Source organism: Delftia sp. (assembly GCF_059499305.1).
In genome coordinates, this window is the sequence record NZ_JCABYI010000001.1 from 150,647 (window position 1) to 170,889 (window position 20,243).

21 protein-coding genes and 1 tRNA gene are annotated in these 20,243 nt (G+C 68.2%); 9 read left to right on the forward strand and 13 right to left on the reverse strand.

Translation table 11 applies throughout. From position 1 onward, the window contains the following. Positions 1-7: 7 nt before the first annotated feature. Positions 8-769, forward strand: coding sequence for a response regulator (locus AC5I49_RS00765; protein WP_016448575.1), 762 nt, complete (start codon positions 8-10; stop codon positions 767-769). A 7-nt stretch (positions 770-776) separates the two neighbouring features. Next, entirely contained in the window at positions 777-2,003 is a 1,227-nt protein-coding gene (locus tag AC5I49_RS00770) for an ATP-binding protein (protein ID WP_016453614.1), read from the forward strand. Between the two features lie 15 nt (positions 2,004-2,018). On the opposite strand, the gene AC5I49_RS00775 is transcribed toward AC5I49_RS00770, so the two are convergent. Together AC5I49_RS00775 and AC5I49_RS00780 are read right to left on the reverse strand one after the other, a co-directional pair. Then, positions 2,019-2,456: a hypothetical protein gene (locus AC5I49_RS00775; RefSeq protein ID WP_160855951.1), complete on the reverse strand. Its 438-nt coding sequence runs from the start codon at positions 2,454-2,456 to the stop codon at positions 2,019-2,021. A gap of 374 nt (positions 2,457-2,830) precedes the next feature. Further along, entirely contained in the window at positions 2,831-3,721 is an 891-nt protein-coding gene (locus tag AC5I49_RS00780) for a LysR family transcriptional regulator (RefSeq protein WP_373765300.1), read from the reverse strand. Between the two features lie 110 nt (positions 3,722-3,831). Here AC5I49_RS00780 and AC5I49_RS00785 point away from each other — a divergent pair, with 110 nt between their 5' ends. Beyond that, positions 3,832-5,220 carry an MFS transporter gene (locus AC5I49_RS00785; protein WP_495788697.1) on the forward strand — a complete coding sequence of 463 codons (1,389 nt, stop codon included), beginning with the start codon at positions 3,832-3,834 and terminating at the stop codon, positions 5,218-5,220. Further along, positions 5,192-5,611, forward strand: a complete 420-nt coding sequence (locus AC5I49_RS00790; RefSeq protein ID WP_374006546.1) for a DUF4440 domain-containing protein — start codon at positions 5,192-5,194, stop codon at positions 5,609-5,611. Before AC5I49_RS00785 ends, AC5I49_RS00790 begins: the two co-directional genes overlap by 29 nt. Positions 5,612-5,633: 22 nt before the next feature. Here AC5I49_RS00790 and AC5I49_RS00795 read toward each other — a convergent pair whose 3' ends face one another. The 4 genes from AC5I49_RS00795 to AC5I49_RS00810 are packed head-to-tail and all read right to left on the reverse strand — an operon-like array spanning position 5,634 to position 9,995. Next, on the reverse strand, positions 5,634-6,587 hold the full coding sequence (locus AC5I49_RS00795; RefSeq protein WP_495788698.1) for a glycosyltransferase family 32 protein: 954 nt from the start codon (positions 6,585-6,587) through the stop codon (positions 5,634-5,636). Next, positions 6,584-7,612, reverse strand: coding sequence for a glycosyltransferase family 2 protein (locus tag AC5I49_RS00800; RefSeq protein ID WP_203400279.1), 1,029 nt, complete (start codon positions 7,610-7,612; stop codon positions 6,584-6,586). The genes AC5I49_RS00795 and AC5I49_RS00800 overlap by 4 nt, the downstream gene beginning before the upstream one ends. Then, entirely contained in the window at positions 7,609-8,730 is a 1,122-nt protein-coding gene (locus tag AC5I49_RS00805) for a glycosyltransferase (protein WP_495788699.1), read from the reverse strand. Before AC5I49_RS00805 ends, AC5I49_RS00800 begins: the two co-directional genes overlap by 4 nt. Further along, positions 8,727-9,995: an O-antigen ligase family protein gene (locus tag AC5I49_RS00810; protein ID WP_047468084.1), complete on the reverse strand. Its 1,269-nt coding sequence runs from the start codon at positions 9,993-9,995 to the stop codon at positions 8,727-8,729. The genes AC5I49_RS00805 and AC5I49_RS00810 overlap by 4 nt, the downstream gene beginning before the upstream one ends. A 130-nt stretch (positions 9,996-10,125) precedes the next feature. On the opposite strand from AC5I49_RS00810, the gene AC5I49_RS00815 reads away from it, so the two are divergent. Beyond that, complete coding sequence (locus tag AC5I49_RS00815; RefSeq protein WP_154833187.1) at positions 10,126-10,986, forward strand: capsular polysaccharide synthesis protein; 861 nt, start codon at positions 10,126-10,128, stop codon at positions 10,984-10,986. Between the two features lie 31 nt (positions 10,987-11,017). Here AC5I49_RS00815 and AC5I49_RS00820 read toward each other — a convergent pair whose 3' ends face one another. The 4 genes from AC5I49_RS00820 to radA form a co-directional block, all read right to left on the reverse strand. Next, a complete protein-coding gene (locus AC5I49_RS00820) occupies positions 11,018-11,227 on the reverse strand; it encodes a zinc-finger domain-containing protein (protein WP_012202256.1) in 210 nt (69 codons plus the stop codon). A gap of 121 nt (positions 11,228-11,348) precedes the next feature. Next, on the reverse strand, positions 11,349-12,287 hold the full coding sequence (locus AC5I49_RS00825; protein ID WP_016448585.1) for a branched-chain amino acid transaminase: 939 nt from the start codon (positions 12,285-12,287) through the stop codon (positions 11,349-11,351). 44 nt (positions 12,288-12,331) lie between these two features. Next, the gene (locus tag AC5I49_RS00830; protein ID WP_047468078.1) at positions 12,332-12,778 is read right to left on the reverse strand and encodes a hypothetical protein; all 447 of its coding nucleotides are present in this window, start codon (positions 12,776-12,778) and stop codon (positions 12,332-12,334) included. An 83-nt stretch (positions 12,779-12,861) separates the two neighbouring features. Further along, entirely contained in the window at positions 12,862-14,247 is a 1,386-nt protein-coding gene (gene radA / locus AC5I49_RS00835; RefSeq protein ID WP_016448587.1) for a DNA repair protein RadA, read from the reverse strand. 142 nt (positions 14,248-14,389) lie between these two features. Between radA and AC5I49_RS00840 the strand changes: the two genes are divergently transcribed. After that, positions 14,390-14,466 (forward strand) — tRNA-Met (locus AC5I49_RS00840). A gap of 68 nt (positions 14,467-14,534) precedes the next feature. Here the strand turns inward: AC5I49_RS00840 and AC5I49_RS00845 are convergent. Further along, entirely contained in the window at positions 14,535-15,350 is an 816-nt protein-coding gene (locus tag AC5I49_RS00845) for a siderophore-interacting protein (protein ID WP_016448588.1), read from the reverse strand. Between the two features lie 96 nt (positions 15,351-15,446). Here AC5I49_RS00845 and AC5I49_RS00850 point away from each other — a divergent pair, with 96 nt between their 5' ends. Further along, positions 15,447-15,887 carry a MarR family winged helix-turn-helix transcriptional regulator gene (locus AC5I49_RS00850; RefSeq protein ID WP_016448589.1) on the forward strand — a complete coding sequence of 147 codons (441 nt, stop codon included), beginning with the start codon at positions 15,447-15,449 and terminating at the stop codon, positions 15,885-15,887. Here the strand turns inward: AC5I49_RS00850 and alr are convergent, their stop codons facing one another. Then, positions 15,888-16,991, reverse strand: coding sequence for an alanine racemase (gene alr / locus AC5I49_RS00855; RefSeq protein WP_047218852.1), 1,104 nt, complete (start codon positions 16,989-16,991; stop codon positions 15,888-15,890). It lies immediately after the preceding gene. Positions 16,992-17,125: 134 nt separating this feature from the next. Here alr and lplT point away from each other — a divergent pair, with 134 nt between their 5' ends. Both lplT and AC5I49_RS00865 read left to right on the forward strand, forming a co-directional pair. After that, positions 17,126-18,427 carry a lysophospholipid transporter LplT gene (gene lplT / locus AC5I49_RS00860; RefSeq protein ID WP_016448591.1) on the forward strand — a complete coding sequence of 434 codons (1,302 nt, stop codon included), beginning with the start codon at positions 17,126-17,128 and terminating at the stop codon, positions 18,425-18,427. 63 nt (positions 18,428-18,490) lie between these two features. After that, on the forward strand, positions 18,491-19,390 hold the full coding sequence (locus AC5I49_RS00865; protein ID WP_495788700.1) for a DMT family transporter: 900 nt from the start codon (positions 18,491-18,493) through the stop codon (positions 19,388-19,390). A gap of 27 nt (positions 19,391-19,417) precedes the next feature. Here AC5I49_RS00865 and AC5I49_RS00870 read toward each other — a convergent pair whose 3' ends face one another. After that, positions 19,418-19,936 (reverse strand): AmiS/UreI family transporter, encoded by a 519-nt coding sequence (locus AC5I49_RS00870; protein WP_495788701.1) that lies wholly within the window; start codon positions 19,934-19,936, stop codon positions 19,418-19,420. Positions 19,937-20,243: the final 307 nt, after the last annotated feature.

Below are 20,243 nucleotides of genomic sequence, written 5' to 3' on the forward strand. Positions count from 1 at the left end.
CCCCAGCATGAATACACTGCCCTCCATGAGTACGCACCATCTTCTGATGATCGAAGACGACACCCGCCTCGCGCAGATGGTGGGTGACTACCTGGGCAACAACGGCCTGCAGGTCACGCACATGGGCGACGCCCGCAGCGGCCTGGAGCAGCTGCAGCCCGCCGACGGCGTGGCCGGCGCCGACCTGCCCGACCTCGTCATCCTCGACCTCATGCTGCCCGACATGGACGGCCTGGAGGTCTGCCGGCGCATCCGCGCCCTGCCCGGCGCCGCAGCGCAGGTGCCGGTGCTGATGCTCACGGCCAAGGGCGACCCCATGGACCGCATCATCGGCCTGGAGATCGGCGCCGACGACTACCTGCCCAAGCCCTTCGAGCCGCGCGAGCTGCTGGCGCGCATCCGCGCCATCCTGCGCCGGCGCGGCGGCGGCGGCGAGGGCTCGGCCGCAGGCCAGCCGGCCACGGCGCTGCGCTTCGGCAGCCTGGAGATCGACCGCGACGCGCGCAGCGTCACCGTGGCGGGCCAGCCCTGCGAGCTGACCTCCTACCAGTTCGACCTGCTGGTCACGCTGGCCGAGCGCGCGGGCCGCGTGCTCACGCGCGACCAGATCATGGAGGCCGTGCGAGGCCGCGAACTGGAGGCCTTCGACCGCTCCATCGACGTGCACATGGGCCGCATCCGCGCCGCCATCGAGGCCGACCCCAAGGCGCCCAAGCGCATCCTGACCGTGCGCGGCGTGGGCTACGTCTTCGCCAAACAACAAGACTGACCGCTGCATGAAGCTGCTGTCCCTCTTCTCCCAGCGCCTGTACCTGCGCATCTGGCTGGCCGTGGTCGGTGGCGTGGCCGTGCTCACGCTGACGGTGGCCTGGGCATGGCAGATCGCGGCCGAGCAGAACGCGCAGAACGTGCAAAGCGCCAGCTCGCCGCCCTCGCGCGACGTGGCCATGCGCGATGCGGACGGCAAGGTCATCGCCCAGGGCCGTGCGCGGCGCCTGCCCGGCCCGCCCGAGGAGGGGCTGCGCTTCGAGATCGAAGGCACGGACGGCCAGACCTACATGCTGCACATGGCGCCGCGCCCGCCGCGCGGTGACCGCCCGCCGCACGACGGCGCCGCCGCCTTCTGGCTGCGCCCGCCCTTCGGCTTTCTGTGGCTGCTGGGCCTGGTGGGCGTGGCCGTGGCAGTGGGCGTGTTCCCCATCATCCGCCGCCTGCTCAAGCGGCTGGAGAACCTGCAGCGCGGCGTCAAGCGCTTTGGCGAGGGCGACCTGTCGGTGCGCGTGCCCGAGCACGGCAGCGACGAGGTGGCCGACCTGGCCCACCAGTTCAACGCCGCCGCCGCGCGCATCGAGACCCTGGTGACCTCGCACAAATCGCTGCTGGCCAATGCCTCGCACGAGCTGCGCTCGCCGCTGACGCGCATCCGCATGGGCCTGGAATTCATGGGCGACGACCCCGCCAGCGCCCGCGCGCGCGCCGAGATCCAGCGCAACATCAGCGAGCTGGACCAGCTGGTGGACGAGATCCTGCTGGCCAGCCGGCTGGAGACCTATGAGGGTGACGTGGGCACGATCGAGCCCGTGGACCTGATCGGCCTGGCCGCCGAGGAATGCGCGCGCGTGGATGCCGACCTGGACCTGCAGTCCACCGACGCGTTGGAAGTGCCCGGCATCTCCAAGCTGCTGCGCCGTGCCGTGCGCAACCTGCTGGAGAACGCGCGCCGCTACAGCCAGGGCGCCATCACGCTGGAGCTGGCGCGCCAGGACGCCATGGCCGAGATCCGCGTCTGCGACCACGGCCCCGGCGTGGCGCCGGCCCACCGCGAGCGCATCTTCGAGAAGTTCTTCCGCCTGCCCGGCGCCAGCGAGCGCTCGGGCGGCGTGGGCCTGGGCCTGGCCCTGGTGCGCTCCATCGCCCAGCGCCACGGCGGCAGCGTGCACTGCGAAGGCCGCGCCGACGGCCAGCCGGGCGCCTGCTTCGTGCTGCGGCTGCCGCTGGCCTGAGCTGCCGCCTGCGGCTCAGCCGCGCCGGTGCTGCCACTCCACACGTTCCACCAGATCCCTGAGCAGGTCGAAATGCCAGCGGGTGCGCTTGAGCAGGCGGCCGTAGCGCGAGCGGGGGAAGCGGTAGGCGCCATCGGCCAGTTCGATGGCGCAGGACGCCAGGTGCCACTGCTGCTCGAACGCCTGGTGGCTGTCCGGCGGGTCGGCGCGCATGCGGCGTATGTGCGCCAGCGCCAGCTCCACCGCGCATTCCACGTCGAACTGGCGGGCCTTGCGGTCGGGCTTTTTGCCACAGACCTCGGCCAGGGTGACCAGCCGCCCCTCGATGACGACCAGACAGACATGCATGGCCTGCCACGCGCTGGGCCAGTCGGAAGGCCTTGCGGCTGGCGGCCGCAACGGCAAAGGCTGCGCCTGCACTGCCGCGCCGGCAGTGTTTTTGCGGGATGTCATGGGGTCAGCCCTCCTGATAGAGAAGAGGGCTGGAAGGGGCAAGCGCAGCGCTGGGGCTGGCAAGGATGGGGAGGGTCATGGTCTGTTTTCCTACGAGATCACAGAAAACCACCGGTTGAGTTTCTACGCACAACAGGTGGGCGTGGTGGTTAGAAACACGTCCGTAGCCGTGCGGGCGTCCTTGCGGATAGCCCCCACCACGCCCGAAACCATGCGGACAGGCGCAAGCAAATGCGCCAATCCGACGAGATAAGGCATGACAAAGCCCCGCTTTAAGGTGGGGGCTGCAACCTCACGGAAGGTGTTTCTACGCACCGGGCCTTTCGGCTTGCGGGCAGTTTAACGGGGCCAGGGCCGGCCGGCCAGCCGAGCCCTCAATCCCGGCCCAGGTGCTCGCACAGAAAGTCGATGAACACGCGGGTCTTGCGCGGCAGGTGGCTGCTGTCGGGAAAGACCACGCTGATGGGCTGGGGCGGCAGGGCGTGGTCCGGCAGCACGCGCTGCAGCACGCCGCCGGCCAGGTCGTCCTCCACAAACCACGCAGGCAGCACCGCCACACCCAGCGAGGACCGGGCCAGGGCGCGGATGGCGGTGGAGGAGTTGGATTGGTGGGCCGCCCGGCCCACCACGTCCACGCCCTGGCCGCCGGCAGTGCGCAGCGTCCAGGCCGTGGGATGGGCGAGGTTGCTGTTGGCAATCCAGGGCAGGTCTGCCAGGTCTTCGGGCCTGCGCACGGGATGGCTGCGCAGGAAGGCGGCCGAGGCCACCAGCACGATGTCGTAGCCGGCCAGCCTGCGGCTTTTGAAGCTGGAGTCCGCCAGGTGGCCCAGGCGCACGACCAGGTCCAGCTTTTCGGCCACCAGGTCGCTCAGTGAAGAGTTGACGTCATAGGCCACCGAGATGCCCGGGTAGCGCTCCAGGAAGGCCGGGATCAGCGGAAGAATGTACTTCTCCCCGTATTCGCTGGTGGTGCTGATGCGCAGCCGGCCCGCGATGCGGTTGCCGCTGTGCATGGCGTTGTCGAAGGCGCTGCCCACGTCGCGGACGATGCCCTTGAACTCGTCGTAGAACTCCCGCCCGGTTTCCGTCAGGGCGATGCTGCGGGTGTTGCGCACCAGCAGGGCCACCGACAGCGCCTCTTCCAGCGATTTCACGTGCAGGCTGGCCATGGCCTTGCTGATGCCCAGGAAGTCCGCCGCCCTGGTGTAGGAGCCGAAATCCACCACAGCCAGAAACGTCTGCGCGCGGTGGAGCAGTGTGTGCATGGCCGGGCTTGCGGGGGTCATTGTTCAATCCAGTCAAACAAAGAGTCCAGCATAGCCCCATCGACGTGGCCGCCCGCGCTCTTTAGTCTTGCCCCTCCTGAAAGCGCAAGATGACATACCGATACCGCCTGGCCACCGTTTTCCTGATGGGTTTCTTCGTCGACTGCATCAACATCTTCATGCCCGCCGTCGCGCTGCCCACGATTGCGGCCGAGTTCCATGTGGGCATCTCGGCCGGTGCCTGGGTGGCCAATGCCTACATGCTGGGATTGACGCTGGCCATTCCCCTCGCCCCCCGGCTGGCCGACCGCTGGGGCGCGCGCGGGCTGATGGCGGGCTCCATGCTGGCCTTCGCCCTGGCCGCCTGGGCCTGCGGCGAGGCGGGCAGCTTCGGCCAGCTGGTGGGCTGGCGCTTCATCCAGGGCATGGCGGGCGGGCTGGTGATCCCAGTGGGCCAGGCCCTGGCCTTCAACCGGTTCCAGGGACCGGAGCGCGCGCGAGTCTCCACGCTGGTCATGGCCGTGGCGCTGATTGCACCGGCCCTCTCGCCCTGGCTGGGCGGGCTGATCGTGGACCACGGCTCCTGGCGCTGGGTGTTCCATTCCAATATTGCGCTGGCCCTGGCCGCCGCAGGCCTGGCCTGGCTGTGGGTGCGCGATGCACCGGCCACGGCCCGGCAGCGGCCGGACCTCAAAGGCCTGGTGCTGGTCAGCGCCGCGCTGGCCGCCTGGCTGCTGGGCATGTCGCTCTATGGCGCAGGCCAAGGTTCGGGCCAGGGCCTGGCGCTGGCCTGGCTGGGCATGGCGGCGGGCCTGGCCTTCACGGTGCTGTATGCCCTCCATGCCCGCAAGACGGCCCACCCCATTATGGAACTGCAACTGCTCAAAAGCCCGCGCCTGCGCATGTCGGTGGCCGTCTACCACGCCATTCCCGGCGTGTTCACGGGCGTGAACCTGCTCAACATCTTCTACCTGCAGGACATGCTGCATCTGAGCGCGCAGGCCACAGGCCGATTCATGATGGTCTACGCCGGCGGCGCCCTGGTGTCCATGCTGGTGGGCGGCCGGCTGTACAACCGCGCGGGCGCACGGCCCCTGTTCATCGCCAGCATGGTGCTGCACAGCCTGGGCATTGCGGCGCTGGCCGCCGTGGCGGCCCCTGCCGACCCCTGGCTGCTGGCGGCCGCCTACGGCCTGATGGGCCTGGGCGGCGGCCTGGGGGCCAATACCGCGCAGACGACGGCGCTGCTGGACTTCGATGGCCGGCAGACGCAGCAGGCCAGCGTGATCTGGAACATCAACCGGCAGATGGCCTTCAGCGTGGGCGCTGCGTTCTTCCTGATGGTTTTCAACACGCTCGCCACCCGCCTGGACGCAGGCCGGGCCTATCACATGACGTTTCTGATCGCATCGCTGGCAGGGCTTGTACCCCTGCTGCAACTGCGATCGCTGCACACCCCCGAGGACCACCATGCAAGACAACAAGCCCATCGACCGTGACATTGACATCGGCATCGCCGAACGCAGCATCCACCGGGTGCACGAGCTGATCCACACCGTCTTCACCCAACCAGCGGGCGCACAGGCCGCGCTGCAGGCGCTGATGCCGCAGTTCAGCCCGGAGTTCAGCATGGTGACCACCACGGGCAGACTCGTCGGCCTGGACGATGTGGAACAGATGTTCCGGCGCGCGGCCGGCCAGCGGCCAGGGCTGGAGATATGCGTCTGCGACATGCAGCCCGTATGGCGGGACGCGGCCGGCCTGGCCATGCGCTATCTGGAAACCCATCGCCTGGACGGCGTGGAGACCTCGCGCCGATCAGTCGTGATCCTCAAACGTGCGGGCCAAGGGGTGCTGTGGCACTACCTGCATGAGACGGCAATGGGCTGATGGCCCAGTCCGCGCTCGCCACTCAGCCCCGCAGGTATCGGTCGGCGATGCTGTCGGGCACGTAGAGGCCGCGCTCCAGGTAGAAGTCCAGCTTCTTGCGGTCGGGCGCGCGCAGCTTGATCAGCGGCACGGGCGCCAGTTCGGTGCGCGAGAACATCAGGCGGATCTTGAGCGGGGTGCGGCCCCAGTTACCCTGCACGTGCAGGAAGAAGGGGCCGTCCTCGGCCTTGGCCAGCCGCAGCCGGTAGCTGCCGCCGGCGCGCAGCACGCGCTGCATGGCCAGGTGCATGCTCAGGTAGGCGGGCATGTCGATGCCCTGGCGCAGTTGTTCGTAATCGCCGGCCTGCTGGAGCTGGGCGATATAGGCCTCGCCCGTCTGCGGCAGGACCTGTTCCACGTATTCCTTGTGCAGGGCCGCGATGAAGGCGCTGCCCGGGGGCGCGGCCATGAGCCAGTTCTCGACCACGGGCACCTGCGGGTCGCGGGTGTAACGCTCCAGGTAGTAGGCGACGAGGTCGGCGCCGCTGCGCTGCTGCTGCTCCAACAGCCAGTCCAGCGGCTCGGTGAGGATGGTGCTGGCGTCCAGCCAGATGCCGCCGTGGCGGTGCAGCAATTCCAGGCGCAGCCAGTCCGAGCGCTTGGCCACGGGCAGCTGCTGCAGGTTGCCGGGCAGTTGCGGCACGTATTGCGGCAGTTGCGCGTCGTTGAGGATGCGCAGGCTGTAGCCGGGGTTCAGGCGGGCCCAGTTGTCAAAGCAGCGCTGTATGAGCAGCGGCACCGAGTCGCCATTCCAGTAGGCCCAGATGATGCGGGGTATGGGCGTGGAGACGGGCACGGGCGCCGCAGGCCCAATGTCGTGGCTGCGGAAGTCGGGCGCGGGGCCCTGCTCCAGGCGGCGTGCGAAGGTGGCGTAGAAGCGGCGCATGCCCGCCGCCAGCCACAGCTCGCCCCGGGTTTTCAGTTTCAGGGCGCTCATGCAGGGGCTCCTTGCTGGCGTGCCCACTGCTCCCAGCTGCGCAGCTTCCAGGCGCGCAGCACCCAGCCCCTGCGCACATAGGCCTGGCGCAGGGCCGGCAGGGACAGCGGGGAGATGCGGCCGAAGTCCGCCAGGAACTGCTGCGCCAGCGCCTGCCGCTGCGCGGGCGGCATGTCCCGCTGCCGGTCGAGAAAGCGCAGGGCGCCGATGAGGTTGCGCGCAGCCTGGTGCGCCCAGGCGAACTGCAGGCGCCCGTCGTTGCGCAGCGCATCATCTTGCAGGGCTTGCACGGCCTGCGCCAACGGCCACAGGGCGGCGGACTGGTCTGCGGCCTTGGCAGGCGTCATGGACGCAAGGATGGAGTTGGCACGCTGCCGGTAGGCCACCCAGGGCTGGGGGTGGTAGTAGAAGCTGCTGCAGCGCAGCGCCATCTGCGGCATGGTCATCATGTCTTCGAAATAGCGGCCTGCAGGAAAGCGCAGGCCGGCATCCCACAGGCTGCGGCGCGAGATCTTGGACCAGGCATGCAGCTGGCCCGTGCGCAGCAGGCCGGCCAGCAGGGCGCCCCGGTCCTGCGAGCGCTGCAGCGTGGGGCCCTGGAAGCTGTGCCGGTGCGCCTCGCCGCGCAGGCGGTGCTTGAGGCGCGGGGCCTCGCGCCAGACGGAGAAGTCGCAGAGCACGGCATCGGGCGCATGTTGTTTCACGATGGCCGACAGCCCGGCAATCGCGCCGGGCAGCAGCTTGTCGTCGGAGTCCAAAAACCACAGGTAGTCGCCCGTGGCCGCCTCGATCATGGTGTTGCGCGCCGCGCTCAGGCCGGCGTTGCGCTCATGCTGCATGAGCTGCAGGCGGCCGGGCCAGCGCTGGTCCAGCTGCTGCATCAGGGCCCAGGAGTCATCGGTGGAGCAGTCGTCCAGCACCAGCACCTGCACGCCGGCATCGGCCTGGTCCATGACGGACTGCAGGCATTCCTCCAGGTAGGGCACCACGTTGTAGACGGGCACCAGGATGCTGAGCCAGGTCACGGACGCTCCCCCTGCAGCAGGCGGGCGAACAGGTCTTCGTACTGGCCGGTCATGCGCTGCAGGCTGTAGTGCGACAGGGCTTCCTGCCGCGCGGTGGCGGCCATGCGCACGGCGGCCTCGTCATCCTGCAGCGCCTGCTGCAGGGCGTCGGCCAGCGATTCAGGGTCGGCGTGCGCGGCCAGCAGGCCGTTGTCGCCGGGCCGCACCACTTCCTGCACGCCCACCACGCGGCTGCCCACCACCACGCAGCCCGCCGCCATGCCCTCCAGCAGGGACAGGGGCATGCCCTCGTAGTGCGTGGACAGCACGCAGACGCGGTGCGCGCGCAGCAGGCCGGGCACGTCGTTGCAGATGCCGATGAATTGCACCTGATCCTGCAGGCCCAGTTCGGCGCTGAGCCGCTGCGCCGCCTGCTGGGCGCGCGCCTTGCCGCCGCCGGCCAGGGTCAGCGTGGGCTTGAGGCCGCGCTGGCGCAGCACGGCCAGCGCGCGCAGCAAGGTGGCATGGTCCTTTTGCCGCGCAAAGCGCGCGGCCATGACGATGTCCGGGCGGCGCTGCAGCAAGGGGGGCGGCTCCTGCAGATAGGGCTCGGGCCGGATGCCGTTGCTGATGGCCATCAGCTTGGCGGCAGGAAATCCACGGTCCTGCAGGCTCTGGCGCACGCCTTCGGAGCAGCCGATGATGGCGGCCGTGCGCTCGGTCAGCCACAGGGCCTGCGCCAGCCGCCAGCGCGTGTAGCGCTCGCGCGAGTTGTGTTCCACATGCACCAGGCAGGGCACGCCGGCCCACAGCGCGGCAAAGCGGCCCCACAGGTGGTCGCTGAAACCATGGGCGACGACGATGTCCGGCCGGAAGTCCAGGCAGATGCGGCGCAGCTGCCAGACGGTGGCGGCATGGGACCAGCCGGCGACCACGTCGACATCGATGCCGCCGTCGCGCAGCTTCTGCACGCGTTCATCGGAGGTATTGCGCTTGCGCCGCAGCACCAGCCTGGCGTCGAAGCGGCCCGACGCGCGGTGCGCCGACACCAGATCCACCGCCACCTGGGTGGCACCCGAGAAGCCGCCCGTCACGAAGTGCAGCACCCGGGGCCGGGCGGTGGTGGCGCGCTCCGTCACCGCACGGCTCCGCTGGCCCTTTCCAGGCCATGCAGCGATGACCACAGGGCCACCACGAGGAAGACGAAGAAGACGATGCCGCTGTTGTGCACGAAAAATTGCTGTGACATGCCGAACGCCAGGTACATGGCTGGCATCAGGCTGCCCAGGATACGCAGCAGCAGGGCCTCGCGCCAGGGGGTGCTGTCCGCAGGCCACAGCGCCATGCGCCGCCGTGAGGGCCAGAACAGCCACAGCAGCGAGATGAACAGCGCTGCCTGCAGCAGCACGCCCGGCACGCCGAGCTTGACCCAGATGTCCAGGAAGTCGTTGTGGATGAAGTTGTATTCGCGGATGGAGCGTCCATAGTCACCCGCGTCCACGCGCCGGTGCATCTCGTCCACATAGCCCTGCATGCCCCAGCCCAGCAGGGGCTTCTCGCCGATCATCTGCACGGCCAGCCGGTACTGCTCCAGCCGGGTGCCCAGCGAGGTGTCGGAGTTGCCGGCATGAAGGTAGTTGCTCACATCCAGGTAGACCTCGTCGACGCGCTCGCTGACGCGGGGTATGAAGGCCATCACGGTGGCCAGCGCCACCACGATTGCAGCGCAGCCCAGCAACAGGCGCCCGAAGTACTGCGGGCGGTACATGCGCACCAGCACCATCAGCATGAGGAACATCGGCAGCAGCGCCAGCCAGCCCCCCCGCGAGCCCGACAGCAGCGAAGCCAGCGCACCCATTGCAGCGGCCGCCAGCACCAGCAGGCGCCACAGCAGGGAGCGCTGGTGCCAGAAGGACATGGCATAGATGCAGGAGAAGCAGCCCAGCAGCAAGGCCATGTTGCCCCACTGGATGGCATTGGTGTAGCCCGTGGCCCGCTCCATGCCCAGCACGCAGACCTGCCACAGGGCCATGAAGCCCGCGCCTGCGCTGCCCAGCGGTATGCCCCACAGGAAGATCCGCGCCGTGGGCGGGTAGCACATGGCGAACAGCAGGCTGACCGCGCCCAGGATGAATTTCACGGGGCGGTCGAACTGACCGGTGCCCCCGTCCAGCACGGACAGGTGGTACCACATCACCGCCATGCCCATGAACAGTGCCACCAGCAGCCAGGTGCCAGGCGACTGCCTGTACCGGACCCAGCGGGGCAGAAAACACAGGGCGCCCAGGGCCATGAGGCCCGCGCCATAGGAATAGCCCGAACGCAGCCACAAGGCCAGTCCGGGCACCAGAACAGCGGCCAGGGTCGTGAGGAGCCCTGGCAGCTTCGACTTGTCAAATCTCATCAAGACCGCGACTTTCTGCCCCAAAATGCGGGCATTCCGCTTTCCATCCGCTATGAAAAAAATTCCTGCGGTCTTATTCAGGCTGCTCCATCGCTGGGCAGCCCCTTCCAAAATCGGCGCAGATTACACCATGCCCGCGCCCTTGCAGCTGCCCCCATCGCCCCCGGCAGCCGATGGTCTTGCAGCGGACATCCCGAAGACGATCTGGACGTACTGGAACCAGTCCGGCCTGGACCCTTTCGTCCAGCAGTGCGTGGACAGCTGGCGGCGGCAATGCCCGGATCACCAGGTCATCGTCGTGACACCAGAGAGCCTGGGCCAGTACGTGGCCTGCGGCGACCTTCCTGCGGCATTTGCCGAACTCCACCCCACCAAGCAATCGGACTGGCTGCGCCTGTATCTGGTGGCGCACCACGGCGGCTACTGGTTCGATGCCACCACGCTGCTGACCGCGCCGCTGGACTGGATGGGCGCCGGCGCAGGCGCCACCGAGCTGACCGGCTTCTACCTTGAGGGCTTCACCAGGGACAGGCGCTACCCCGTGATCGAAAGCTGGTCATTCTGCGCTCCGGCCGGCTCGCGCTTTGTATCGGAATGGCAAAAGGAGTTTCACCAGGCGCTGATCGTGGAGGGCCCTGCGGCCTACCTGCAGCGCCTGCAGTCGCGGCCCGACGCCGCCGAGGTGCTGCAGGGCATCCCCGATCCAAATTACCTTCTGATCCATGTGACGGCCCAGCAGGTGATGCGCCGGCTGTCCGATGCCCGGCTCACGCTGTTCAAGGCCGAGGACACCGCCTTCTTCTACCACCGCGCCCTGCGCTGGAAGTGGTACCTGCTCTACCCCCAGCTGTGCCTGGCGAAGGCGCCGCAGGTGGCGGCGCCCATCGTCAAGCTGCGCGGCGGGGAACGGCGCCATTTCACGGACATGCTGGCCCTGCACGGAGGTGCTGCGCCCGGCAGCATCTGGGGCCGCGCGCTGTCGGCGCGCTGAGACACGCAAAGCGGGCCGAGGCCCGCTTTGCTCAATGCCCGCCTGCGAAGACTTCGCCGGCCTTCAAGCGGTACAGCGTGCCGCAGTAGGGGCACTTGGCCTCGCCGGTGTGGGCCACGTCCAGGTAGACCTTGGGATGGCTGTTCCACAGCTTCATGTCGGCCTTGGGGCTGGGGCAGAACACGCCGCCCTGGGCGTTGAGGTCCTTGGCCGCCAGTTCGACGGTGGCATTCGTTGTCATGCTTACTTATCTCTTTCGTGGGTATCTGTCATTTTCATCGCCGGGCCGCCCCAAGATGAAAAGCACCCCCTCGGGGGGCAGTGGACCTTGCAAAGCAAGGGTAGCGTGGGGGTCATTTTTCTCAGACCCGAGTCAGCCAATGGGCGTACTTGGGGTTGCGGCCGTTGACGATGTCAAAGAAGGCCTGCTGGATCTTTTCGGTCAGGGGGCCGCGGCTGCCCGCGCCGATCTCGATGCGGTCCACCTCGCGGATGGGCGTGACTTCGGCGGCCGTGCCGGTGAAGAAGACTTCATCGGCGATGTACAGCTCGTCGCGCGTGATGCGCTTTTGCACCACCTCCAGGCCGAGGTCCTTGCAGATGTGCATCACGGTATTGCGCGTGATGCCGTTGAGCGCGCCGGCCGACAGGTCGGGCGTGTAGACCACGCCGTCCTTGATGACGAAGATGTTCTCGCCCGAGCCTTCGGAGACGAAGCCCGAGGCGTCCAGCAGGATGGCCTCGTCGTAGCCGTCGTCCAGCGCCTCGGTGTTGGCCAGGATGGAGTTGGTGTAGTTGCTCACCGCCTTGGCCTGGCTCATGGTGATGTTCACGTGGTGGCGCGTGAAGCTGGAGATCTTGACGCGGATGCCGCGCTGCATGCCTTCCTCGCCCAGGTAGGCGCCCCAGGCCCAGGCAGCCACCATCAGGTGGATGGTGTTGCCCTTGGGCGAGACGCCCAGCTTGCGGTCGCCGATCCAGGTCAGCGGGCGCAGGTAGCACGATTCCAGCTGGTTGGCACGCACGACCTCCACCTGGGCCTGGTTCACCGCTTCCTGGGTGAACGGGATCTGCATGCGCAGGATCTTGGCGCTGTTGAACAGTCGCTTGGTGTGGTCTTCCAGGCGGAAGATGGCCGGCCCCTGTTCGGTCTTGTAGGCCCGAACGCCCTCGAATGCGCCGCAGCCGTAGTGCAGCGTGTGGGTCAGCACGTGGATCTTGGCATCGCGCCAGTCCACCAGCTGTCCATCCATCCAGATCTTGCCGTCACGATCGGCCATCGAGGGAACAACGGGGCTCATAGAAACATCCTTGGGGGTATTGAACAGAACACCAACCCGCTATTTTAGGGCGCGGGGGCTGCCTCGGGGGCCGCCACCGTCTCGGGTCGCGGTTCGGGTTCGGGCGTGGGGCGCACCAGGGTCCACTTCACGAGCCGGCCATGCATGAACTCGCAGGTCACATGGGATTGCGTGCCGTCGGTCCAGCGGTAGATCTCGGGATGCTGGCCGTCTTCGGACAGGCGCTCGCCCAGGGAGCGCGTCATGGCCACCACGTGCATCAGCGAGACCTTGGGCTTGAGCTTGACGTTGAGCATCACGGCGCTGCCCACATAGCCCATGGGACGGTCCGAGGCCTTCTTCATGATGGACATCAGCCGCGTGAAATGCAGCAGCAGCCACATCATGATGCCGCCGCCCACGGCAACCACGCCCATCCAGCCATAGGACTGGTGCGCAGCCACCAGCAGTACGAGCAGACCCAGGGGAATCAGGATATTGCGCAAATTCATGGCGCCGATTGTCTTATGGAGGCGCCGCAGGACCGCTGCGGACAGTGCGTATGCCCCCGCAATGCGCTCGGCAAGGCAGTGCCTCAGCCCATCCCTCGGACGATGTTCATGGCTTCGTCCACGCGCTCCACGGCATGCACGGTCAGGCCGGGGATGGCCTTCTTGGGCGCATTGGCCTTGGGCACCACGGCCATGGTGAAGCCGAGCTTGGCGGCTTCCTTCAGGCGCTCCTGGCCGCGCGGCGCGGGGCGCACTTCGCCGGCCAGGCCCACTTCGCCAAAGGCCAGGAATCCCTTGGGCAGGGCGCGGCCGCGAAGGCTGGAGGTGATGGACAGCATCACGGCCAGGTCGGCCGCCGGCTCGCTGATGCGCACGCCGCCCACGGCATTGACGAAGACATCCTGGTCCGCGCAGGCCACGCCCGCATGGCGGCTGAGCACGGCCAGCAGCATGGCCAGCCGGTCCCGGTCCAGGCCCACGGACAGGCGCCGGGGCGCGGGGCCGCCCTGGTCGACCAGGGCCTGTATTTCCACCAGCATGGGCCGCGTGCCCTCCAGCGTGACCAGCACGCAGGAGCCCGGCACCGGCTCGCTGTGCTGGGACAGGAAGATGGCGCTGGGGTTGGTGACGCCCTTGAGGCCCTTCTCCGTCATGGCGAAGACGCCGATCTCGTTGACGGCACCAAAGCGGTTCTTGATGGCGCGCACCAGGCGGAAGTTGCTGTGCGTGTCGCCCTCGAAATAGAGCACGGTGTCCACCATGTGCTCCAGCACGCGCGGGCCGGCCAGGGCGCCTTCCTTGGTCACATGGCCGACCAGGATCACGGTGATGCCCGTGGTCTTGGCCGCGCGCGTGAGGTGGGCCGCGCATTCGCGCACCTGGGCCACCGAGCCCGGCGCCGAGGACAGCTGGTCCGAGTACACGGTCTGAATGGAGTCGATGACGACCACGGCCGGCTGCGTGGCCTCCATGGTGGCGAGGATCTTCTCCAGCTGGATCTCGGCCAGCACATTGACCTGGCTGGCCTCCAGCCCCAGGCGGCGCGAGCGCAGCGCGACCTGGGCACCGCTTTCCTCGCCCGTGACATACAGCGTGGGCAAGCCCACGCGGTGCAGCGCATCCATGGCCTGCAGCAGCAGGGTGGACTTGCCGATGCCGGGGTCGCCACCAATCAGCACCACGCCGCCTTCGACAATGCCGCCGCCCAGCACGCGGTCCAGCTCCTCGATGCCGCTGGGCGTGCGCGCCACGTCCTGGGCCTCGATGGCCGACAGCGGCATCACGGCCTGGGCGTTGGCCAGGCCCGCATAGCCCTGCGGCTGGCTGAGCCGGTTCTTGCCCGCGCCCGCAGGCTCGGCAACGGCCTCGATCAGCGAATTCCAGGCCCCGCAGGCCGGGCACTTGCCCAGCCAGCGCGGGCTGGAGCCGCCGCAGGCATTGCAGATGAACGTGGTTTTGTCTTTGGCCATGGGTTGGGCACTATACCGAGCGGTGGCTGCCGCCCCGCCCGCCTGCCTGTTGTCTAACGCAGTTGCGTGACAAAGAGATATCGGTTATAGTTGCCTTCTTCGCTGCACAAAATGCGGTGAAACGAAATTACTGCGGAATTACCGCGCGATGGAGCAGTCTGGTAGCTCGTTGGGCTCATAACCCAAAGGTCGGAGGTTCAAATCCTTCTCGCGCAACCACCACGAAAAAAAGCCCACTTCGGTGGGCTTTTTTTCGTCTGTGCCTTTCTTGCTTTTCTCCACGCAGGTCAGCTGGGATCGTTCAGGTCTTCATGGTGGTCTGCCTGGCCCTGCTTCCAGTACGAGGCCACGCGCATGCGCTTGGGCGCGGCGCCCTTGGCCAGCAGCAGGCGCCGCAGCTCGGCCATGGCGCTGTGCTCGCCCGCCGCCCAGATATATCCGTCGTCGTCCTGGGGAAGCTCCAGCGCCTGCACGGCGTCGGCCAGCGATTCGACCCAGGCACAGTCCAGCTGGGCCGTGCTCTTCCACTGGCGGCGGTCGGCAGGGTTGCGCAGCTGCACGCGCACCACGGCGCGGCTGCCGGCGGGCAGCTCGGCCAGGCGCCGCTCGATGGCGGGCATGGCGGTCTCGTCGCCGAACAGCCAATGCCATGGCAGGTTGGCCGAGATCACCAGGCTGCCGCGCGGCCCGGCCAGGCCCACCCACTGGCCCAGGGGCGCGGTCAGCGCCCATTCGGTGGCGGGGCCGGCATCGTGCAGTGCGAAATCCATGATGAGGTTCTGGCGCGCAGCGTCGTAGCGCAGCGGCGTGTAGTCGCGCAAGGTGGGGCGCTCGTCCTCCACGAAGGTGGGGCGGCCATCGAGCAGCACGGGAAGCGCGGGCAGTTCGCGCCCGGCCTGGGGCAGGATGAGCTTGACGTGGTCGTCAAAGCCCGAGCTGACGAAGTCCTCCAGTTCGGGTCCGCCCAGGGTCAGGCGCACAAAGCCGGGGCTGGGCTGCTCGCGCGAGAGCAATTGCACATGGCGGGCGCGGAAGGGATGGCGGACACGGTGGACGACGGGGGCAGGCGCCACGGCAGAGTTGGCTGGATTGGGCAAGTTCATTGGCGAAACGGCCTGTGACGGCCTAGAATGTTGATTTAGTCCACCAATTCTCTGTCATCCGTTGACTTTGTCAACATATTTCCACAAGACCCTGCCATGAATGCCTCCCTGCCCGCCGATATCTTCGAGGCCATGCACGAGCTGCTGCACCTGTTCCGCTCGCGCATGCGCGAGGACATGGAGTCCATGGAGCCCGGGCTGACGCCCAACGAGGTGCGCGTGCTGATGTACGTGGGCCGGCACCCGGGCCGCACGCAAAGGGATCTGGTCGACCACAGCCACATGGACAAGGCCCAGCTCGCGCGCATGCTGGCGCAGCTGCAGGAGCAGGGATGGCTGGACCGCGAACCGGACGCCCGCGACCGCCGCGTGCGCTGCCTGAGCCTCAGCCCCCAGGGCCAAGCCCTGTTCGACCGGCTGCGCCAGTCGCGCCAGGCGCTGGCGGCGCGGCTGCTCAAGGATTGGGAGCCTGCCGCGCAACAGCAGATGATGGCGCTGCTGGAACGGGCCAGGGATAGCGTCCAGGCCGCGCCCTGATCAATCGACGGCCTTGTTCACGCGCGGCGCGACGGCGCACATGAGTTCATAGCCCAGCGTGCCGGCCGCCTCGGCCACCTCGTCGATGGGCAGCACGGCGCCGTTGCCGGCGCGGCCCCACAGCGTGACTTCGCTGCCCATGCCGGCATCGGGCACGGGCGTCAGGTCAACGGCCAGCATGTCCATGCTCACGCGGCCCAGGGTGCGGGTGCGCACGCCGTCGACCAGCACGGGCGTGCCGGTGCCGCAGTGGCGCGGATAGCCGTCGGCATAGCCGCAGGCCACGGTGCCCAGGCGCACGGGAGCTTCGGCCGTGAAGCGCGATCCATAGCCCACGCTCTGCCCCGCAGCCAGCTGCTGCACGCCGATGATGCGCGAGCTCAGGGTCTGCGTGGGCTGCAGGCCCCAATGGGCCGCCGTGTGCTGCGGATAGTCGGGCGAGCTGCCGTACAGCACGATGCCGGGCCGCACCCAGTCGCAGCGCACCTGGGCATCGTCGCCATGGCGCAGCGTGGCGGCACTGTTGCCCACGCTGCGCTCGCCGGGCAGGTCGCACGTGGCGTCGTGAAAGCGCTGCAGCTGCGCGGAGATGCCCGACTGGCCAGCGCCTGCGTCGGCATCGCTGAAGTGGGTCATGAACGAGATTTCCTCCACCTGGGGCAAGGCATTGAGCCGGGCCCAGGCCGCGCGAAAGCGCTCGGGCGTGAAGCCCAGGCGGTTCATGCCGGAGTTCATCTTGAGGAAGACGCGGTGGCCGTTCTGCGTCTTGTGCGCGGCCAGCCAGTCGATCTGGGCGTCGCAATGCACGGCATGCCAGATGGACAGGCGCGAGCAAAGCTCCAGGTCGCGCGGCTCGAACACGCCCTCCAGCAGCAGGATGGGGCCGCGCCAGCCCAGCTGGCGCACGCGCTCGGCCTCGGCCAGGTCCAGCATGGCGAAGCCGTCGGCGCCGCGCAGGGCCTCGAACACGTTTTCGATACCGTGGCCATAGGCGTTGGCTTTGACCACGGCCCACAATTTGGCATCGGGGACCGCTTGCCGCACCCGCTCCAGATTGTGGCGAAGCGCGGCGGAATGGATGGTGGCAAGAATGGGACGCGGCATGGTTTTCACTCAGTCAGAAGCTTGGGATTCTGGCACTGCCGGCCAAAGGCCGCGTGATATAACCGCCAGTCACTTGCCACGGGGCCCTTATTTAACCGGTCAGCAGCCCTGCGGCTGACCCCATCTGCCTATCCATGAAGCGCGGTTTCTACACCATCATGTCAGCGCAGTTCTTCAGCTCGCTGGCAGACAACGCCCTGTTCGTGACCGCCGTGGAACTGCTGCGCACCAATGGCGCCCCCGAGTGGCAGCGCGCCGCCCTGGTGCCCATGTTCGCGCTGTTCTACGTGATCCTGGCCCCCTTCGTCGGCGCCTTTGCCGACGCCCTGCCCAAGGGGCGGGTGATGTTCATCAGCAATGCGATCAAGATCGTGGGCTGCCTGATGATGCTGTTCGGCAACCATCCGCTGATCGCCTACGCCGTGGTCGGCCTGGGCGCAGCGGCCTACTCGCCCGCCAAGTACGGCATCCTCACCGAGCTGCTGCCCGCCTCCCAGCTGGTCAAGGCCAATGGCTGGATCGAGGGGCTGACCATCACCTCCATCATCCTGGGCGTGCTCGTGGGCGGGCAGTTGCTGAGCCCGGGCATCTCGACCCATCTGCTGGACTTCGACCTGCCGCTGCTGGACACGGGCGTGGACACTGCGGCCGAGGCGGCGATTGCCGTGCTGGTCGGCGTCTATGCGCTGGCCGCCTGGTTCAACCTGCGCATTCCGCTGACCGACACCATCCTGCGCCCGCTGCGCCAGGACCCCAGCAAGAGCCTGCTGGCCAACACCCTGGCCCTGCTGCCCGACTTCTGGACCTGCAGCCAGCGGCTGTGGGGGGACAAGCTGGGCCAGATCTCGCTGTCCACGACCACGCTGTTCTGGGGCGTGTCGGGCAATCTGCGCTACATCGTGCTGGCCTGGGGCGCGGCGGCCCTGGGCTACGGCACCTCCCAGGCATCGGCCCTGGTGGGCGTGGTGGCCATCGGCACGGCGGCAGGCGCCATCCTCGCATCCATGCGCATGCGGCTGGACAACGCCACGCGCGTCATTCCGCTGGGCATCACCATGGGCCTGCTGGTGATCGCCATGATCTTCATCCACAGCGTGTGGGTGGCCATTCCCTTCCTGATCCTGCTGGGCGGCCTGGGCGGCTTCCTGGTCGTGCCCATGAATGCGCTGCTGCAGCACCGCGGCCACAACCTCATGGGCGCGGGCCGCTCGATTGCCGTGCAGAACTTCAACGAGCAGGCCTGCATCCTGGCGCTGGGCGCCTTCTATGCGCTGTCCACCAAGTTCGGGCTGTCGGCCTTTGGTGCCATCACGGTGTTCGGCCTGGTGGTGGCCGGCATCATGTGGCTGATCGGACGCTGGCACAGGAACAACCTGCGCCAGCATCCCGAGGAAGTCGAGCGCCTGCTGGCGATTGCCCGCAAGGATTGCCACTAGCCTGCCCTTGTCCCCACGGCGTCCGGAGCAGGCCTTGCCTGCCCGGGCGTTTTTCATTGCCCCATGCATAGCCCGCTGCCCGTTCTCGCCCTGCTGTTCAACACCCTGGTCTGGGGCCTGGCCTGGTGGCCGTTCCGCGCCATGCACGAGGCCGGCCTGCATCCGCTGTGGGCCACGGCGCTGATGTATGCCCTGGTGCTGGCGGGGCTGGTGGCGCTGCGCCCGGCCAGCCTGCGCCAGGCGCTGCAGTACCCGGCCCTGATCCTGCTGGGCGCATGCGCGGGCAGCAACAACATCGCCTTCAACTGGGCCGTGACCATTGGCGACGTGGTGCGCGTGGTGCTGCTGTTCTATCTGATGCCCGCATGGTCGGTGCTGCTGGCCTGGAGGCTCCTGGGCGAGCGGCCCACGCCCGCTGCGCTGACGCGGCTGCTGCTGGCCTTCGGCGGGGTGGCGCTGGTGCTGGTGCCCGAGGGCACATTCAGCGGCGGCTGGCCCGGGCTGCTGCGCGGTCTGTCGCTGGCCGACGGCCTGGCACTGTTCGGCGGCTTCACCTTCGCGCTGACCAATGTGCTGCTGCGCCGCCTGCAGGCCGTGCCGGCGCAGGCGCGCATGCTGGCCATGTTCAGCGGCTGCATGGCGATGGGCCTGTTCAGCGCCTTTGCAGGCAGCAGCGTGGGCCTGGTGCCGCCGCTGCCGGCTCCGCAGGCCAGCTGGATGCTGATCGCCGCCGGCCTGGCCGTGCTGCTGATGCTGGGCAACTGGGCGCTGCAGTTCGGCGCCGCGCGCCTGCCGGCCGGCGTGACGGCCGTGGTCATGCTGGCCGAAGTGGTGTTCGCCAGCGTCTCCTCGGTGCTGATTGCAGGCGAGGTGCTGACGCCTCGCACGCTGCTCGGCGGTGCCTGCATCATCGCGGCCGCGCTGCTGTCTGCGCTGGCGCATGCACGACGGCGTGGGGCTTGACGCCCTGCCCGCACCAACGCTGCGCAATCAGCCCGTGAGCTGCCCGGCCAGCAGCAGGTAGCCCGGCAGCCAGCCTGTGAGCACGCCCTGCGCAATGCACAGCGTGCCCGTCATGCGGCCGATGTTGCGGCCCAGGGCCAGCAGCATGAAGAACATGGCCCACAGCACGGCCCAGGCCGCCCAGTTGGCCGCCATCCACCAGTCGATGGCGGTGCGCGCGCCCAGCAGGGTGTCGATGGCTACGGGCACGGCGGTGATGGCCACGAACAGGCTGAACCAGCCCAGGCCCCGGCCATCGGCCCCCGTGAAGCGGTTGATGGCCACCCACAGGTAGGTGAAGGCGAACAGCAGGGTGAGCGCGCAGGTCTTGACAGAGGCCGCATCAGGCTCGGGCCCGAAGGCCGAGGCCAGGCCGATGATCAGCGAGACCAGGCCCGCGAACACGTTGATGACCCAGATTTCCCGGTCGGCAATGCGCCCCAGCATCCACAGGCCATTCAGGCACAGCACGGCGCCCACGTAGAACAACGACAAACCCAGCCACATCGCAAGTCTCCTTTTGCTTTTTTGCTTTGAAGTGCCTTGCGCGCCCTTGCCAGACCACGGGAACGAGCGCGCACGGCAAGGCGCCGCCGCCCCGTGGCCGGGTGCAGCGGCGTCCGTGAAACAGTTCATCCCCGGGCCCGCCCCTGGTGGGCATCTGCGTGCTGGCGGAAGGGTCCGCTGCAGAGATGCCGCCTGTGATCCAGGGCGGGTTCACCGGCGCGGCCCTTGCCAGGCATGCGGCGGTGGAGTGTGCCGGCAGACGGTGCTACCGGTCTTTGGCGCCGGTCCTTGGTGCCGGTCCTTGGTA

Coding starts and splice junctions, on each gene's coding strand:
- AC5I49_RS00765 (WP_016448575.1), top strand. CDS start 8: ATGAATACACTGCCCTCCATGAGTACGCACCATCTTCTGATGATCGAA.
- AC5I49_RS00770 (WP_016453614.1), top strand. CDS start 777: ATGAAGCTGCTGTCCCTCTTCTCCCAGCGCCTGTACCTGCGCATCTGG.
- AC5I49_RS00775 (WP_160855951.1), bottom strand. CDS start 2,456: ATGACATCCCGCAAAAACACTGCCGGCGCGGCAGTGCAGGCGCAGCCT.
- AC5I49_RS00780 (WP_373765300.1), bottom strand. CDS start 3,721: ATGCACACACTGCTCCACCGCGCGCAGACGTTTCTGGCTGTGGTGGAT.
- AC5I49_RS00785 (WP_495788697.1), top strand. CDS start 3,832: ATGACATACCGATACCGCCTGGCCACCGTTTTCCTGATGGGTTTCTTC.
- AC5I49_RS00790 (WP_374006546.1), top strand. CDS start 5,192: ATGCAAGACAACAAGCCCATCGACCGTGACATTGACATCGGCATCGCC.
- AC5I49_RS00795 (WP_495788698.1), bottom strand. CDS start 6,587: ATGAGCGCCCTGAAACTGAAAACCCGGGGCGAGCTGTGGCTGGCGGCG.
- AC5I49_RS00810 (WP_047468084.1), bottom strand. CDS start 9,995: ATGAGATTTGACAAGTCGAAGCTGCCAGGGCTCCTCACGACCCTGGCC.
- AC5I49_RS00815 (WP_154833187.1), top strand. CDS start 10,126: ATGCCCGCGCCCTTGCAGCTGCCCCCATCGCCCCCGGCAGCCGATGGT.
- AC5I49_RS00820 (WP_012202256.1), bottom strand. CDS start 11,227: ATGACAACGAATGCCACCGTCGAACTGGCGGCCAAGGACCTCAACGCC.
- AC5I49_RS00825 (WP_016448585.1), bottom strand. CDS start 12,287: ATGAGCCCCGTTGTTCCCTCGATGGCCGATCGTGACGGCAAGATCTGG.
- AC5I49_RS00830 (WP_047468078.1), bottom strand. CDS start 12,778: ATGAATTTGCGCAATATCCTGATTCCCCTGGGTCTGCTCGTACTGCTG.
- radA (WP_016448587.1), bottom strand. CDS start 14,247: ATGGCCAAAGACAAAACCACGTTCATCTGCAATGCCTGCGGCGGCTCC.
- AC5I49_RS00845 (WP_016448588.1), bottom strand. CDS start 15,350: ATGAACTTGCCCAATCCAGCCAACTCTGCCGTGGCGCCTGCCCCCGTC.
- AC5I49_RS00850 (WP_016448589.1), top strand. CDS start 15,447: ATGAATGCCTCCCTGCCCGCCGATATCTTCGAGGCCATGCACGAGCTG.
- alr (WP_047218852.1), bottom strand. CDS start 16,991: ATGCCGCGTCCCATTCTTGCCACCATCCATTCCGCCGCGCTTCGCCAC.
- lplT (WP_016448591.1), top strand. CDS start 17,126: ATGAAGCGCGGTTTCTACACCATCATGTCAGCGCAGTTCTTCAGCTCG.
- AC5I49_RS00865 (WP_495788700.1), top strand. CDS start 18,491: ATGCATAGCCCGCTGCCCGTTCTCGCCCTGCTGTTCAACACCCTGGTC.
- AC5I49_RS00870 (WP_495788701.1), bottom strand. CDS start 19,936: ATGTGGCTGGGTTTGTCGTTGTTCTACGTGGGCGCCGTGCTGTGCCTG.